Here is a 15,985-nt window from a genome sequence, read left to right on the forward strand (position 1 = left end):
AATGGATCACGCACTTCCAACGGCCATACGGGACGAGGACGAACTCGACGAGCTGCTGTCGCGGCCGAGCGACGGGCTGGTCTCCGCCCTGGCCGGCCTGGATGGCGACATCACCATCCTCGGCGTCGGGGGGAAGATGGGGCCGACGCTGGCGCGCATGGCCAAGCGGGCGGCGCCGCACAAGCGGGTCATCGGCGTGGCGCGGTTCTCCGAGCCCGGCCTCAAGGAGAAGCTCGAGGCGTGGCAGATCGAGACCGTCGCCTGCGACCTGCTGGACGCGAGCGCGGTGGACGCGCTGGAGAAGACGGCCAACGTCGTCTTCATGGCGGGCCGCAAGTTCGGGTCGAGCGGCAACCAGGCCCTCACCTGGGCCATGAACGTGCACGTGCCGGCCCTGGTGGCGCAGGCGTTCCGGGACTCGCGCATCGTCGCCTTCTCCACCGCATGCGTGTACCCCTTCGTCGGTGTGACGCAGCCCGGCGCGCGCGAGGACACCATCCTCAACCCGCCCGGCGAGTACGCCAATTCCTGCGTCGGGCGCGAGCGCATGTTCGAGCATTTCGCCCAGCGCCACGGCACGAAGGTGGCGCTGATCCGGCTCTCCTACGCGATCGACATGCGCTACGGCGTGCTGCACGACGTGGCGCGCGCCGTCCAGGAGGGCGTTCCGGTGCGGCTCGAGAGCGGGCATTGCAACGTGATCTGGCAGGGCGACGCGAACGACGTCGCCTTGAGGTCCCTTGCGCTGGCCGACAACCCGCCCCTGATCTTGAACCTGTCGGGACCCGAGCTGGTCGGCATCCGCAGCCTGGCGCGGCGGTTCGGCGAGCTGTTCGGCAGGGAGCCGGTGTTCGAGGGCACCGAGCAGCCCGAGGCATGGCTCGTGGACACGAGCCTGCAGCAGAACCTGTTCGGCTACCCGGGCGTGCCGCTGCCGCGGCTCGTCGAGTGGACCGCGGCGTGGCTGAAGCGCGGCGGCCGGTCGCTCGACAAGCCGACCCATTTCGAGGTCCGCGATGGAACGTACTGACGCGCCGTCGCGGGCAGGCACGTCCAGGCGCGAAGCGGCCCCCGGCGAGGCTGCCGGCGACAGCGAGCGCCGCGCCACGCGCGACGCGGCCGCCACGCGGGCGCGCATCCTGGCCGCGGCGTCGAAGGAGTTCGCCGACAAGGGGCTGAAGGGCACGCGCATCGACGAGATCGCGAAGCGCAGCCGCTGCAACAAGGCGTTGATCTACCATTACTTCGCCAGCAAGGAGGCGCTGTTCAGCGCCGTGCTGGAGAAGACCTACGAGGACATCCGCACGGCGGAGCACAAGCTCGACCTGACCCATCGCGAGCCGGTCGAGGCGATGCGCGAGCTGATCGGGTTCTCGTTCGACTACGTGAGCGCCCATCCCGAGTTCATCTCGCTGATCAACGACGAGAACCTGCACGGCGGCGTTCACGTCGCCCACTCGGCAAAGGCCCGAGACCTGAACAGCCCGCTCGTTTCCGTGATCGAGACCATCCTCGATCGCGGCGAGGCGGAGGGCAAGTTCCGGGGCGGCGTCGACCCCGTCCAGCTCTACATCTCGATCGCCAGCATCTGCTACTTCTTCATCGCGAACAGGTCGACGCTCTCCGTGATCTTCGACCTGCCGAAGACCCCCGACATCCTGGACATCCGCCGCCGCCACGTCATCGACGTGATCCTGGGCTACCTGCGCCCGAACGGTCCCGCCGGCACGGCGAAGCCGGGCGTATGAACACAGGCACGGCGAAGCCGGGCGAATGATTACCGGCACGGCGAAGCCGGGCGGATGACCGCCGGCCGGGGCGCGCCACAACCGAAGGACAGACCGTGAAGATCAGCGAACTTCCCGCCCGCCCGCTCGCCGCGCTGCGCAAGGGAGGCGTCATACCGGCCCACCCCCTCGCCCTCGACGCCGCGCGCCGGCTGGACGAGCGCCGCCAGCGCGCGCTGTCGCGCTACTATCTCGATGCCGGCGCCGCCGGTCTCGCGGTCGGCGTCCACACCACCCAGTTCGAGATCCGCGACCACGGCCTTCTGGAGCCCGTGCTGACGCTCGCGGCGCAAGAGGCCGCCGCCCATCCCGGCGAGCCCTTCCTGGTCGCCGGCGCGATCGGCCGGACCGGGCAGGCCGTCCGCGAGGCGGAACTGGCCCGCGTCAAGGGCTACCACGCGGTGCTCCTGGGCCTGGCCGGCCTGGACGATCTCGACGAGGACGCGCTGGTCGCCCATTGCCGCGCCGTCGCCGACGTCATGCCGATCATCGGCTTCTACCTTCAGACCGCCGTCGGCGGGCCCGTGCTGCCCTATTCCTTCTGGCGGCGCTTTGCGCGGATCGAGAACGTGGTGGCGATCAAGATCGCGCCGTTCCACCGCTATCGCACCCTCGACGTCGCGCGCGCGGTCGTGGACGCCGGGGCCGAAGAGCGCATCACGCTCTATACCGGCAACGACGACCACATCGTCGCCGACCTGATGACCCGCTTCACCTTCATGCGCGACGGCAAGCCCGTGAGCGTCCGGATCAAGGGCGGCCTCCTCGGTCACTGGGCCGTATGGACGAAGCGCGCGGTCGAGCTTCTGGCGGACATCCACGAAAGGCCGGATGCCAGGACCACGGCCGAGTGGCTGGAACTGGACGCCCGCACCACGGAGGCGAACGGCGTCCTCTTCGACGTCGCCAACGGCTTCGCCGGCTGCATCGCCGCGATCCACGAAGTGCTGCGCCGCCAGGGCCTCCTGGAAGGCATCTGGTGCCTCAACCCCGACGAGACGATGGGCCCCGGACAGGCCGAGGAGCTCGACCGGATCTACCGCGATTATCCCGAACTGAACGACGACGCTTTCGTGCGGGCCAATCTCGGCCGCTGGCTGAAGTGACGCGTGCCGGACTGCCCGGGGCGGGGCAGCCCCGGGCCGTCCGGGCCGCCTTCACCCCGTGCGCTCCGGCTGCGGGGCCGGAATCGTCCGGTCGAACAGCTCCGGAAAACGCCGCTCCAGTTCCGGCAGCGAGGTGAGGATCTCGCGCAGGTGCCGGCGCATCGCGGCCTCGGCGCGGTCCGCGTCGCGGGCGGCGATGGCGTCGACCACCGCCTCGTGCTGGACGATCAGGCGGTCGAGCGGCGTGGCGTGCGGCAGGCTGAGATAGCGCACGCGGTCCATCTGCGCCTTGGTCTCTTCCACCACCCGCCAGGCGTATTCGCAGTCCGCGCCGGCCGCGATCGTGCGGTGGAAGGCCTCGTCCAGCTCCATGAACCGCTGCGGGCGCAGGTCGTCCGCGGCCGCGCGCTGGGCCTCCAGGTTGCGGCGCAGGTCGTCGACGGTGCCCTCCCGCAGCTCCTGGCAAGCCCGGCGGACGATTGCCAGTTCCACCGCCTCGCGCACGAAGCGGGCGTCGCACACCTGCTTGGTCGAGATCTGGACGACGAAGGTGCCCCGCTGCGGGCGGATCGTCAGCAGCCCGGCCTCGCCGAGCTTGATGAAGGCCTCGCGCACCGGCTGCCGGCTGACGCCGAGCTGGCCGGCGATCTCCTGCTCCGACAGCGCCTGGCCGGGCTTGAAATGCATCGTGATGACGGCTTGGCGCAGCTCCCGGAACACCCGTCTCGCGACGGGTTCGGACGAGTCCGCTTCGATCCTCTTCAGCATGGTCCCCGTTTCCTGCGCCGGCACCGGGGCGGCGCAAAGCGTTTGCTTTCCCGATTTTCGTATACTACCATACTAGTAAGCGGTGCATCCATCACGCAGTCACCGTTCCTAACGTGCCCGGACCTACGGGCCGATCTCCTTGGGAGGATGCTATGAGCTTCATGAATGCCATCCTGCGCGGTGTCGCCCTGGGTGCCGTCCTGTCCACCGCCGCCGCCGCCACCACCGCCAACGTCGCCTGGGCGGCCGACTATACTCTGGGCGTCAACACCGCGTTGGCGCAGCAAGACCCCCTCTACAAGGGTTTGGAGGAATTCAAGGCGAAAGTCGAGGCGCGGACGGGCGGGGACGTGGAGGTGCGCCTGTACCCCGGCTCGCAGCTCGGCAAGGACGAGGACGTGCTGGAGCAGGCGCGCGCGGGCGCCGGCGTCGCAGTGGTCGTCGACGGCGGCCGTCTCGCGGTGTTCGTCGACGAGTTCGGCATCCTCGGCGCGCCCTATCTCGCCTCGGGCTACGACGGCATCCGCAAGGTCGTCACCTCGCCGGTGTTCGAGGAATGGGCGCAGAAGCTGCGCGACGCCTCGGGCCACCAGGTCCTTTCCTTCAACTGGTGGCAGGGCGAGCGCCACGTCCTGACCGACAAGCCCGTGGAGAAGCCCGCCGACCTCGAGGGCGTGCGCATGCGCACGCCGGGCGCGCCGGTATGGATGGAGACGATCCGCGCCATGGGTGCCACGCCGACCCCGATGGGCTGGGCGGAGGTGTATCCGGCGCTCCAGCAGCAGGCGATCGACGGGGTCGAGGCGCAGCATCCCGCCGCCTACGGCTCGCGCCTGTACGAGGTGGTCAGCGACATTTCCAAGACCGGGCACATCAACCTGATCACCGGTATCGTCACCAGCGCCCAGTGGTTCGACCAGCTTCCGGAGGAATACCGCCGGATCCTGCGCGAGGAGGCGCTCGCGGCCGGCGACGTCGCCTCCCGCGGCACCGAAGCCTCCCTCGCCGAGTACGAGCGGCTGATGAAGGAGGAGGGGGTGAAGATCCACGAGATCGACGTCACGCCCTTCCGCGAGGCGACGGCCTCCGTCTACGACACCCTGGGCTACGCCGATCTGCGCAAGGAGGTGGAGGAGATCCTCCGGAACTGAGGCGCGGTGCCGCTCGCGTCCATCGATCCGGATCGGAGGTACCCGCCCGTGCTGTCAGCGTTCGTGAAGGCAGAGGCCCTGGTGGCCGGGGTCCTGCTCGCGGTCATCGTCGTGCTCGTCTTCGCCGCCGGCGTGATGCGCTGGTTCGGGTATCCCCTGGTCTGGTCGGTGGACCTGGCGCAGCTCCTGTTCGTGTGGGTCAGCTTCCTCGGGGCCGACCTGGCGCTGCGCCGGCATGCGCATATCGGCATCGACTATCTGGTCAAGCGCCTGCCGCCGCGTGCGCGGACGCTGCTGGACGTGGCGCTGGCGCTGCTCCTGCTGGCTTTCCTGCTGGCGATGACCGTGCTGGGCTACCGCCTCACCATGCTCAACCTCGAGCGCCGGTTCGGCGACAGCGGGATCAGCTACGCCTTCGTGACGTCGGCCGTGCCGGTCGGATGCCTGCTGCTCGCCCTGACGCTGTCCGGCCAGCTCGTCCGCGCGCTCCGCAGCCTGCGCCGTGCGCCGCAGCCGGTCTTCGTCGCGGCCAGGGGCGGGGAGGGCGCGCCGTGACGCTCCTCGCCCTCGTCTTCTTCGTGCTGATGCTGCTCGGGTTGCCGATCGCCTTCGCGATCGGGATGGCGGGCTTTTCCTTCTTCGTCACCAACGAGCTGATGCCGGTATCGATCGGCGTCCAGCAGGTGGCGACCGCGTCCCAGAGCTTCCCGCTCCTCGCCGTGCCGTTCTTCGTGCTGGCCGGCCACATGATGAACCGCACCGGCATCACGCACCGCCTGATCGCCTGCTCCAGCGTGCTGGTGTCGTGGATGGCGGGCGGGCTGGCCCAGGTCAGCATCGTGCTGTCGACGCTGATGGGCGGCGTCTCCGGCTCGGCCGTCGCCGACGCCGCCATGGAGGCGCGCATCCTCGGCCCCGGCCTGATCGCGCGCGGATACTCCAAGGGCTTCACCTCCGCCGTGATCGCGATCAGTTCGCTGATCACCGCGACGATCCCGCCCAGCCTCGGCCTGATCCTCTACGGCTTCGTCGGCAACGTCTCGATCGGCCGGCTGTTCCTGGCCGGCGTCGTCCCGGGGCTGCTGATGATGGCGGTTCTGATGGCGACGGTCTGGGCGATCGCGCGGCGGCGCGGTTACGGCGCCGAGTCGGCCGAGCGCCCGACGCTGCGGGCCGTCGGCCGGGCGGTGGCCGACGCGAAATGGGCGCTGCTGTTCCCGGTCGCCCTGCTGTTCGCTATCCGCGGCGGCGTGTTCACCCCGTCCGAGGTCGGCGCCTTCGCGGTCGTCTACGCCGGCGTCGTCGGCTTCCTCCTCCACCGCGAGCTGAGCTGGGCCGGCATGATGGAGGCGCTCGGCGAGGCCGTGGTCGACACCGGCATGATCATGCTGATCATCCTGTTCTCGGGCATGGTCGGCTACGCGATCGTGTTCGAGCAGGCCCCGCAGTCGATCGCGGCGGCCATGGCCGGGCTGACGCGCGAGCCGCTGCTGGTCGTGGCGATGATCCTGGTGTTCCTGTTCCTGGCCGGCCTGTTCGTCGAGAGCACCGTGCTGGTGCTGCTGCTGACGCCGATCTTCCTGCCGATCGTGACGCCGCTCGGCGTCGATCCCGTGCATTTCGGCATCCTGATGATGACGATCGTGACGTTCGGCTCGATGACCCCGCCGGTCGGGGTGGCGATGTACACGGTGTGCAGCCTGCTCGACTGCCCGGTGGAGGACTACGTCGTCGAGGCGCTGCCCTTCGTCGCCGCGGTCCTGGCCCTGATCGTCGTGCTGACGCTGTGGCCGGGCCTCGTCCTGTTCCTGCCGAACGCCCTGATGTGACGTCCATGCTCCACGAAGACCGCCTGTTCCCGGCCGACGAGCGTACGCGCGCCATCGCGCGGGTCCTCTATGCCGAGGTGTGCGACCTGCCGATCGTCAGCCCGCATGGCCACACCGACCCGGCATGGTTCGCCCTCGACCGGCCGTTCGCCAGCCCGGCCGAACTCCTCGTCGTGCCGGACCATTACCTGCTGCGCATGCTGTACAGCCAGGGCGTGCCGCTGGAACGCCTGGGCGTGCCGCGGCTGGACGGCGGTCCCGTCGAGGCCGATCCCCGGCGGATCTGGCGCGTCGTGGCCGAGAACTGGCATCTCTTCCGCGGGACGCCGACCCGCCTGTGGTGGGAGCATTCGCTCGAACGCGTTTTCGGCGTCACGCAACGCCTCTCGGCGGCCACCGCCGACGGGATCTACGACTGCATAGACGCGTGCCTCGCCCGTCCCGAGTTCCGGCCGCGCGCCTTGTTCGAGCGTTTCGGCATCGAGGTGCTGGCGACCACCGAATCGCCGCTCGACACCCTCGACCATCACCGGGCCATCCGGGCGTCCGGCTGGTCCGGCCGCGTCGTCACGACCTTCCGGCCGGATATCGTGCTCGACCCGGACACGCCGGGCTTCCTGCGGAACCTGGAGGCGCTGGGAGATCTCGCCGGCGAGGACGCGCTGCGCTGGAACGGCTATCTCGCGGCGCTGGCGCGGCGCCGGCGGGACTTCATGGCGTGCGGCGCCACCGCCACCGACCACGGCCATCCGACCGCCGCCACCGCCGACCTGCCGCGCGACGAGGCGGCCCGGCTGTTCGAGCGCATCGTCTCCGGCCGCTTCGAGCCGGGCGAGGCCGAACTGTTCCGCGGCCAGATGCTGACGGAGATGGCGCGCATGAGCCTGGAGGACGGGCTGGTGATGCAGATCCATCCCGGCGTCCACCGCAGCCACAATCCCCGGCTGACCGGCACCTTCGGGCCGAACCGGGGCGACGACATCCCCGTGCGGACCGATTTCGTCGGCGCCTTGAAGCCCCTGCTGGACCGCTTCGGCAACGAGCGGGACCTGACGGTGATCCTGTTCACGGTCGACGAGACGACCTATGCGCGCGAGCTGGCGCCGCTCGCCGGCCACTATCCCGCGTTGCGCCTGGGGCCGGCCTGGTGGTTCCACGACAGCCCGGAGGGCATGCTGCGCTACCGCGAGCGGATGACGGAGACGGCAGGCTTCTACAACACCGTCGGCTTCAACGACGACACCCGCGCGTTCCCCTCGATCCCCGCCCGCCACGACGTCGCGCGCCGCGTCGACTGCGCCTTCCTCGCCCGCCTCGTGGCCGAACACCGGCTGGACGAGGACGAGGCGCGGGAGCTAGCCTCCGATCTCGCCTACGCGCTGCCCAGGAAGGCCTACAAGCTGTGAACCGCCGCCTGCGTCCGGAAGCCCTGGCCATGCTGTCCGCCGATGTCGCCCGGCCCCGCTACGACCGTTCGCAACTGCGGACCGGCATCGTCCATCTCGGCCTCGGCGCCTTCCATCGCGCCCATCAGGCGATCTACACCGAGGACGTCCTGGAAGGGGAGTTCGGCCCCTGGGGCATCGCGGGCGTGTCGCTGCGCAGTCCCGACACCCGCGACGCGCTCGCTCCCCAGGGCGGGCTGTACGCGGTCGCGGTGCGCGGCGCCGGCGGCGAGCGGCTGCGCGTCGTCGGCGCGGTGACCGAAGTCCTGGTCGCTCCCGAAGATCCGTGCGCGGTGTTGGAGCGGCTATGCCGGCCGGCGGTCAGGATCGTGACCCTGACCGTGACCGAGAAGGGCTACTGCCACGACCCCGCCACCGGCGCCCTCGACGAGGATCATCCCGGCATCCGCCGCGACCTCGCCGATCCCGGCCGTCCCGGGACGGCGCCGGGTTTCCTGGTGGAGGCGCTGGACCGCCGCCGCCGCGCCGGCCTCCAGCCGTTCACGGTGCTGTCCTGCGACAACCTGCCGAGCAACGGCGACACGACCGCCGGCATCCTGCGTCGGCTGGCGAGCCTTCGCGACCCGGCACTCGGCCGCTGGGTGGAGGATGCCGTGGCCTGCCCCAACAGCATGGTGGACCGCATCGTCCCAGCGACGACGCCGGAGGACCGCGATGCCGTCGCCCGGCGCCTCGGGGCCGAGGACGCGTGGCCCGTCGTGACCGAGCCGTTCTCGCAATGGGTGATCGAGGACCGCTTCCCGTCCGGCCGCCCGGCCTGGGAGCGCGTCGGCGCGGAGCTGGTCCCGGACGTCCGCCCGTACGAGCTGATGAAGCTGCGCCTGCTCAACGGCAGCCATTCGACCCTCGCCTATCTCGGCTATCTCGCCGGCTACGACACCGTGTCCCAGGCCATGGCCGACCCGGCCTTCGCGCGGCTGGTGCGCGGGCTGATGGACGAGGAGGTGACGCCGACGCTGACCGTCCCGCCCGGCGCCGACCTGGACCGCTACAAGGCGGCGCTCATCGACCGCTTCGCCAACCCCGCGCTCAGGCACCGGACGTGGCAGATCGCGATGGACGGGTCGCAGAAGCTGCCGCAGCGCCTGCTCGGCACCGTCCGCGACCGGCTGGCCGCCGGGGAGCCGGTCGACCGGCTGGCGCTCGCCGTCGCCGCCTGGATGCGCTACGTCGCCGGGCGCGACGAGCGGGGCGGACCGATCGACGTGCGCGACCCGCTCGCGGGCCGCCTCGCGGCTCTGGCCGCCGGGGCCGGAGGCTCCGCCGAGGCGCTCGCCTCCGCGCTGCTCGGCGTGCGCGAGGTGTTCGGCGACGACCTGCCCGTCACCCCCGCCTTCACGGCCGCGGTGACGGCGGCGCTCGACCGGCTCGTCCGCCTGGGCGCGCGCCGTACCGTCGAGGGCCTGTAGACCGGCGCGTGGCGCAACCAGCATTCGAGGAGCATGCGAAATGGAACAGACTTGGCGCTGGTTCGGCCCGGACGACGCGGTACGGCTGCCGCACATACGCCAGGCGGGCGCCACCGGCATCGTGACGGCCCTGCACCACATCCCCTACGGCGAGGTCTGGACGGTCGGGGAGATCCGCGCCCGCCAAGCCCAGATCGCCGCCGACGCCTCCCTCGGCCTGCGCTGGAGCGTGGTGGAGAGCCTGCCGGTCGCCGAGGCCGTCAAGCTCGGCGAAGGCGATCTCCGGCCGCTCTTCGACGCCTACCGCCAGTCCCTTCGCAACCTCGCGGCCTGCGGGGTCACGACGGTCTGCTACAACTACATGCCCGTGCTCGACTGGACCCGGACCGACCTGGCGGCGCCGGTGGTCGGCGGCGGGCGGGCGCTGCGGTTCGACGCACCCCGGTTCGCCGCCTTCGACTGCTACATCCTGGAGCGGCCGGGCGCCGAGGACGACCACGACCCGGCCGTCCTGGAGCGTGCGCGGGCCTGGAACGCCGGGGCGTCCGAAAGCGACAGGCGCCTGCTGCTCGACAGCATCATGGCCGGGTTGCCGGGCGCGTTCGACCGGTACGACGTGCCGGGGCTGCGCCGGATGCTCGACCGCTACCGGGGCATGACGCGCGACGACCTGCGGGCGACCTTCGCCCGGTTCCTGCGCGAGGTGATCCCGACCGCGGAGGAGGTCGGCATCCGCATGGCCGTCCATCCCGACGACCCGCCCCGGCCGCTGCTCGGGCTGCCGCGCATCGTCGGCACGGCCGAGGACCTGGCCTTCGTCGCCGCGGCCTGCCCGTCGGAGGCGAACGGCTTCACCTTCTGCACGGGATCGCTGGGCGCCGGACGGGACAACGACGTCCCGGCCATGGCGGAGCGGTTCGCCGGGCGCATCCACTTCGCCCATCTGCGCAACGTCGCGAAGGAGCCCGATGGCTCGTTCGAGGAGGCGGAGCATCTCGGCGGCGACGTCGACATGGTCTCGGTCGTCACGACCCTGCTGCGGGAGCAGGAGCGGCGGCGCGACGCCGACGACCCGCGCTGGCGCCTGCCGTTCCGCCCCGACCACGGGCACGAGCTGCTCGACGACGTCGGCAAGCCGACCCATCCCGGCTATCCGGCGATCGGCCGGCTGCGCGGGCTTGCCGAGATCCGGGGCGTCATGACCGCGGTCGCGGCGATGCGGGGGTTCCCGGTCTGACGGCCGGCGGCTCGCGGCGCCGCCGTTCGGGAGAGGGTTCCTATGCTTTGCCGCGCCGCAACGCCGCCGTGAGGGCGCGGCGATGGCGATGGGCACGCATCAGCAGGGACGCCGGCGCGCGACCATCCGGCTCGGACCGGCCCAGCTCCAGCCGGCCGTCCGGCAGCAGGCGCACGCCGTGCCGCTCCAACTCGTCCAATACGTCCCGCACGGAACTGCGCATGGTGTCGTCTCCGGTCCAACTCCGGCAATGATGCCAGTACCCGCGGCCGGGCGGAAATCGGTTGTCCGGATCTGAGCGATAGGCGGAGCCTATCGTTCCTGCCTTCGTTCCAGACGTAGGCACCCCTTGCGACATCCGCATTGCGCCGTTCTCCGGACCGGACGACCCTTTTCGCATGCACGACCTTCCGCTCCTCGCCCTGATCGGCGTCGTCCTGACCTTCCTGCTTGCAGGCTTCGTCAAGGGCGTGATCGGGCTGGGACTGCCGACGGTGGCCGTCGGCGTGCTGAGCCTTTTCATGCTGCCGGTCCATGCCGCCATGCTTCTGGTGATCCCGTCCTTCGTCACGAATGTCTGGCAGATGGCTGCCGGCCCCAGCTTCCTGGCCTTGCTGCGCCGTCTCTGGCTGATGATGATCGGCGTCTTCGCGGGAACCTGGCTGGGCATCGGCTTCATGACCGGATCCCGTTCCGAGCTTGCGACGGCGGCGCTCGGCGCCGCTCTCACGCTCTACGCCGTCCTGGGGCTGGGCAAGGTGCGCTTCGCGATCCCGCCGCGCGCGGAGCCTTGGGTCTCCCCGCTGGTCGGCCTGCTCACCGGCGTCGTGACCGGCGCGACGGGCGTGTTCGTGATCCCGGCGGTGCCTTATCTGCAGGCGTTGAACATGGGCAAGGAGGACCTGATCCAGGCCCTCGGCCTTTCCTTCACCGTCTCTACCGTGGCACTCGCCCTCGGCCTCGCGGACGGCGGGACTTTCGAGGCGTCCTACGCGATGGTCTCGCTCCTGGCCCTGGCCCCGGCGCTGGCCGGCATGTTCTTCGGCCAGCGCATCCGCCTTCGGGTTGAGCCGGAGGTGTTCAGGCTGTGCTTCTTCCTCGGGTTGCTGGCCCTGGGCATCCACCTGGGACTTCGCCCGCTGCTGTGAACGTATCACAGGTTGCAGGTTTTGGCGCCTTGGGTCGGGTGGTACCCGCAAAGGCTGCTTGTTGGTGGGCTGAGCGCGTGTTAGTGGTGCCTTTGGCGAGCTTCACGTGACAGGGATTCCGTCGAGTTGCACGTGACCGATGCGCTTCGACCTGATTGATCTCCGACTGTTCCTCAACGTCGTCGAGGCGGCGAGCATCACGCATGGTGCCGAACGCGCGAATCTGGCGCTGGCCTCGGCCAGCGCGCGGATCCGGGGCATGGAGGAGGCGCTCGGCGTGCGCCTGCTGGAGCGGGGCAGGCGCGGCGTCCGGCCGACGCCGGCCGGGCAGGCGCTGGTCCATCATGCGCGCGTGGTGCTGCAGCAGGTCGAGCACATGCGCGGCGAACTCGGGAAATATGCCCGCGGCCTCAAGGGCTTCATCCGGGTGCTGGCGAACACGGTGGCCGTGACCGAGTTCCTGCCCGAGGCTCTCGCCCGCTACCTGGCCGCCAACCCGAACATCAACATCGACCTCGAGGAAAGGCTCAGCTACGAGATCGTCCAGGCCGTCGCCGCATCCCATGTCGACATCGGCATCGTCGCCGACACGGTCGACCTCGGCGGGCTGGAGACCTTCCCCTTCCGGGTCGACCGCCTCGTCCTCGTCACGCCGCGGGACGGGCCCTTCGCCGGCCGGGACGAGATCGCCTTCGCGGAGAGCTTCGAGCACGAGTTCGTCGGGCTCAGCGCCGGCAGCGCGCTGCAGAACCATCTGGGCGAGCATGCCATGCGGGCGGGCCAGACGCTGAGGTTCCGGGTCCGGGTGCGCGGCTTCGAGGCGGTGTGCCGGATGGTCGAGCACGGCGTCGGGCTCGGCATCGTCCCCGAGACCGCCGCCGAACGGTGCTGCAGGACCATGGGCATCCGGATGGTCCGCCTGTCGGATCCATGGGCGTTGCGCAACCTCACGATCTGCGTCCGCCAGTTCGGTGCGTTGCCGGTCTACACGCGTTCCCTGATCGAGCATTTGACGGAACGGTCCGAACGGGTGCCGTGAGGCCCGGCGGCACCGTGCCCGCAACCCGCGAGGTTCACCGATGCCGGACGACGCCGTCTCCTGGTTCCTCAGCCGCCCGCTTCCCGACCCGCGGGCGCGCCTGTTCTGCTTCCCCCATGCCGGGAACGGTGGCCGGCACGTTCATGGACTGGCAGCGCCTGCTGGGCGACGGCATCGAGGTCCAGGCGCTGGAGATGCCGGGGCGCGGGCGGCGCATCGGCGAGGCTCCGGGGACCGACATGGAGGCGACGGTCGCGGCGGTCGCCGACGCGGTTCGCCCTCTGCTCGACCGCCCGGCCTTCTTCTTCGGCCACAGCCTGGGCGCCGTCGTCGCCTTCGAGGTCGTCCGCCGCCTGCGCGACCCCGCGATCCGGCACCTGTTCGTCTCGGCCTGCGCCGCGCCGAGCCACCTGCCCACCCCGCGCGTGAGGCGGCTCGCCGAGATGGAGGGCCCCGACTTCCTCGACGGCATCCGCGGCTACGGCGAACTGGCGGAGGAGATCCTCGCCGACGAGGACCTGCTGGCGATCTTCCTGTCGGTCCTGAAGGCCGACTTCACCATGATCGCGCGCTACGCCTACCGGCCGGCCGCGCCGCTGGACCATCCCGTCACCGTGCTGTTCCGGGAGCGCGACCCGCATGTGGCACAGGAGCATCTGGCGGACTGGCAGCGCGAAACCGTGCATCCCGTCGCCAGGTACGGCTTCGACGGCGGCCATTTCTTCGTCGCGGCCATGCCCGCGCGCGTCGTCGGCCTGATTGCCGACCGGGTCCGCCGGTCGCTGGCCGACGACGCGCTCAGATGAGCATTTCCGCGCGTTCCTGCGCGACGTTCCTGCCCTCGGCGAAATGGGCGAAATAGGCGTAGCCGTCCCAGACCCGCCGCCATTCCCGCCGCTTGGCCTCCGCGCCGAAGCGCTGCCCGACCCGGTCGAGATGGAGCGCGATCGCGTCCGCCGACCGCCGCGCATGGCCGACCGACAGGTTGTCGATCGACAGGTGCGTCCTTTCGTAGATCGCATCGAAGCCCCAGCGGTCGAGCTTCTGGATCTCGTGGAGCCGCAGCTCGCCGAGGCCGAACATCTCGATGCCGAGGTTGTAGCCGAGGATCTCGGGATAGAAGCCGTCGGGGAAGAGGCTGAGGCAGAGCTGATGGACCGGAAACGCGTAGAATGCGTCCGGGATCTCGTCCTGGTCGATGAACGCGGCGTCCCGGACGTGGGGCAGGGCGATCCCCATGCTGTCCAGGACCCGCCGGATCAGGGTGATGTGGTTCTTGCGGACGTCGCCGAGCCCCATCTCGTCGGCGTAGATCGCGAACAGGATGCCGTCGGCCGGCTGGTCGTAACGCCCGACATTGCCGATGCGGAACGCCCACGAGCCGTCGATCAGGCTGCCGAGCGCGAACACCTTCTGGCCGAAGACCACCTCGTCGCGCGCCGGGATCTCGTCCAGGGGAACGTAGGGGGACACCAGCTTGTCCCAGTAGACGGCCGCGATCCTCTCCTCCAGCGCCTCGGGCGCGTAGGCGAAGAAGCTGGCGTCCGTGAACCGCCCCGGCGCGGCCGACGCCCGGGCCCGTGACAGCGCCTCCGACGCCTTCTCCCGTGCCAGCGGCAGGACGTGGGGGAAGTTCTCGACGTTCACGAGGCGATGGAACAGCGTCCGGTCGTCGAGCGGGGCCGCCTCCTCGAACCGGACGTCCCGTTGCGGGTGGTGCCGTATGCGGTCGAGCCAGGCCGCGGCCGCGGCTTCGCCCGGCGCCACCAGCTCGTCCGCCTCTTCCGCCTCGTCCGACGGGGGCGCCGGGGCCGCGGCCCATTCCTTCAGCACCCGCGCCTCCTCCTCGGTGAAGATGCCGAACATCGGGCCGCCGAACTTCAGGGCGTCGAGGAAGCGGCAGCTTCCGCCGGGTGCCGCGCGGAGGTACCAGGACCGTTTGAACGCGCGCAGGAACGCGCCCATGTCGAGGCCGGGATCGCCCAGCAGGTCGGCCAGCGGCGCGCCGCCGACGCGGACCCGGCCGTGCTGCCCGCCGGCGAAGGGCGCATGGCGCTTCAGGATCTCGGCGGCCCTGGCCTCGACCGTCCGGACCGTGTGCCGTTCAGCCGTTTCGGCGAGCAGCCTCGCATGGGCCGCTTCGATCGCGGCCATGGCCGTGACGGCGTGCAGCAGGCGCCTGGCGGCGGCCGCGGCGCGGCGGGTGTCGGCATCCGCCTCGACGAGGTCCAGATAGGCGTCCAGGGTCGCCCTCGCTTCGGCCGGCGTGACCACCGGCCGCGTCCCCGCGAGCGCGTCGTCGATGCCGAACAGGTGATGGACGCAATGGACGCCGACCAGTTCGGGCAGGCGGGTCGCGGGATAGCGCGACAGCGACAGCAGGAAGGCGCCGTGCAGCGCCGTCGCGTCCCCCATGCCGGACTCGCGCGCGAAACTCGCGCTGCCGACCGGCGGCAGGAAGATGCCCCGCTCCTCCAGGACGCGGCGCCGGACGGCGGCGGCCGAACGAAGGGGGTTGCCTTCGCCCTGCAGCCGCCAGTGCTGCCCGAACAGCAGGTTCACGATCGCCGCCGGCTGCGTCGCCGGCTGCGACACGGTGTCGAGCCAGCACCCCGCCACCAGGGACAGGGCCGCGCGCTCGCGCAGCACCTCCCGCGACGCCTCCTCGCCATGCGACGCCGCCCGGTCGAGTTCTCGCAGCGCCACGGCGCGCCGCTCCTCCAGCCAGGCGGCGAGGCGGTCCCGGTCGACCGCCAGGCCGTCCTCGCCGGCGGCAGGCGGCATCGCCCCGAAGGTGTCGAGCGTCGTATCGAGGACCCGTTTGGCGGCGAGCAGGACGCCCTCGCTCTCCTGGTCCACCGCCAGCGCGGTGAAGATTGCGGCGGGGCCCTGCGCCAGTATCGCTTCGGCCGCCGCTTGTGCCGTGGGGCTGAAGCAGAATTCGTCGATCGGATTCACGTAGAACGGATCTATCGAGTCATCCATTTACTGCCCCATTTCAATATTCAACCATGATCATATACAATCAAAAAAGAACCTCGTAAT

Annotated in this window: 15 protein-coding genes; 12 read left to right on the forward strand and 3 right to left on the reverse strand. The window is 70.6% G+C overall.

Annotated features, from left to right (window positions below; all coding sequences use genetic code 11):
- Window position 1: 1 nt before the first annotated feature.
- The 3 genes from VGO20_RS04680 to VGO20_RS04690 all read left to right on the forward strand — a co-directional run bounded on the left by VGO20_RS04680 (window position 2) and on the right by VGO20_RS04690 (window position 2,893).
- Window positions 2-1,030, forward strand: coding sequence for an NAD-dependent epimerase/dehydratase family protein (locus VGO20_RS04680; protein WP_327501134.1), 1,029 nt, complete (start codon window positions 2-4; stop codon window positions 1,028-1,030).
- The gene (locus tag VGO20_RS04685; RefSeq protein WP_327501135.1) at window positions 1,017-1,748 is read left to right on the forward strand and encodes a TetR/AcrR family transcriptional regulator; all 732 of its coding nucleotides are present in this window, start codon (window positions 1,017-1,019) and stop codon (window positions 1,746-1,748) included. Before VGO20_RS04680 ends, VGO20_RS04685 begins: the two co-directional genes overlap by 14 nt.
- Before the next feature lie 95 nt (window positions 1,749-1,843).
- Entirely contained in the window at window positions 1,844-2,893 is a 1,050-nt protein-coding gene (locus VGO20_RS04690) for a dihydrodipicolinate synthase family protein (RefSeq protein WP_327501136.1), read from the forward strand.
- Window positions 2,894-2,944: 51 nt separating this feature from the next.
- On the opposite strand, the gene VGO20_RS04695 is transcribed toward VGO20_RS04690, so the two are convergent.
- Window positions 2,945-3,661: a GntR family transcriptional regulator gene (locus VGO20_RS04695; protein WP_327501137.1), complete on the reverse strand. Its 717-nt coding sequence runs from the start codon at window positions 3,659-3,661 to the stop codon at window positions 2,945-2,947.
- Between the two features lie 152 nt (window positions 3,662-3,813).
- Between VGO20_RS04695 and VGO20_RS04700 the strand changes: the two genes are divergently transcribed.
- From VGO20_RS04700 to uxuA, 6 genes are read left to right on the forward strand one after another with little or no spacing between them, the layout of a single operon-like run.
- Window positions 3,814-4,812 (forward strand): C4-dicarboxylate TRAP transporter substrate-binding protein, encoded by a 999-nt coding sequence (locus tag VGO20_RS04700; protein WP_327501138.1) that lies wholly within the window; start codon window positions 3,814-3,816, stop codon window positions 4,810-4,812.
- Between the two features lie 48 nt (window positions 4,813-4,860).
- Complete coding sequence (locus VGO20_RS04705; RefSeq protein ID WP_327501139.1) at window positions 4,861-5,367, forward strand: TRAP transporter small permease; 507 nt, start codon at window positions 4,861-4,863, stop codon at window positions 5,365-5,367.
- Window positions 5,364-6,641, forward strand: coding sequence for a TRAP transporter large permease (locus VGO20_RS04710; RefSeq protein ID WP_327501140.1), 1,278 nt, complete (start codon window positions 5,364-5,366; stop codon window positions 6,639-6,641). The genes VGO20_RS04705 and VGO20_RS04710 overlap by 4 nt, the downstream gene beginning before the upstream one ends.
- A gap of 5 nt (window positions 6,642-6,646) precedes the next feature.
- Window positions 6,647-8,047: a glucuronate isomerase gene (gene uxaC / locus VGO20_RS04715; RefSeq protein WP_327501141.1), complete on the forward strand. Its 1,401-nt coding sequence runs from the start codon at window positions 6,647-6,649 to the stop codon at window positions 8,045-8,047.
- A gap of 29 nt (window positions 8,048-8,076) precedes the next feature.
- Window positions 8,077-9,516, forward strand: a complete 1,440-nt coding sequence (locus VGO20_RS04720) for a mannitol dehydrogenase family protein (protein WP_327501142.1) — start codon at window positions 8,077-8,079, stop codon at window positions 9,514-9,516.
- A gap of 40 nt (window positions 9,517-9,556) precedes the next feature.
- A complete protein-coding gene (gene uxuA, locus VGO20_RS04725; protein WP_327501143.1) occupies window positions 9,557-10,753 on the forward strand; it encodes a mannonate dehydratase in 1,197 nt (398 codons plus the stop codon).
- Window positions 10,754-10,793: 40 nt separating this feature from the next.
- On the opposite strand, the gene VGO20_RS04730 is transcribed toward uxuA, so the two are convergent.
- Window positions 10,794-10,976: a hypothetical protein gene (locus VGO20_RS04730; protein ID WP_327501144.1), complete on the reverse strand. Its 183-nt coding sequence runs from the start codon at window positions 10,974-10,976 to the stop codon at window positions 10,794-10,796.
- Between the two features lie 175 nt (window positions 10,977-11,151).
- Between VGO20_RS04730 and VGO20_RS04735 the strand changes: the two genes are divergently transcribed.
- The 3 genes from VGO20_RS04735 (at window position 11,152) to VGO20_RS04745 (ending at window position 13,746) form a co-directional block, all read left to right on the forward strand.
- Window positions 11,152-11,901: a sulfite exporter TauE/SafE family protein gene (locus tag VGO20_RS04735; RefSeq protein WP_327501145.1), complete on the forward strand. Its 750-nt coding sequence runs from the start codon at window positions 11,152-11,154 to the stop codon at window positions 11,899-11,901.
- Window positions 11,902-12,040: 139 nt separating this feature from the next.
- On the forward strand, window positions 12,041-12,940 hold the full coding sequence (locus VGO20_RS04740; protein WP_327501146.1) for a LysR substrate-binding domain-containing protein: 900 nt from the start codon (window positions 12,041-12,043) through the stop codon (window positions 12,938-12,940).
- Window positions 12,941-13,056: 116 nt separating this feature from the next.
- Window positions 13,057-13,746: a thioesterase II family protein gene (locus VGO20_RS04745; RefSeq protein ID WP_327501147.1), complete on the forward strand. Its 690-nt coding sequence runs from the start codon at window positions 13,057-13,059 to the stop codon at window positions 13,744-13,746.
- On the opposite strand, the gene VGO20_RS04750 is transcribed toward VGO20_RS04745, so the two are convergent.
- On the reverse strand, window positions 13,739-15,925 hold the full coding sequence (locus VGO20_RS04750; RefSeq protein WP_327501148.1) for an iron-containing redox enzyme family protein: 2,187 nt from the start codon (window positions 15,923-15,925) through the stop codon (window positions 13,739-13,741). The genes VGO20_RS04745 and VGO20_RS04750 overlap by 8 nt on opposite strands.
- Window positions 15,926-15,985: the final 60 nt, after the last annotated feature.

Source organism: Arenibaculum sp. (genome assembly GCF_035998295.1).
Classification (GTDB): domain Bacteria; phylum Pseudomonadota; class Alphaproteobacteria; order Azospirillales; family Azospirillaceae; genus DASYHS01.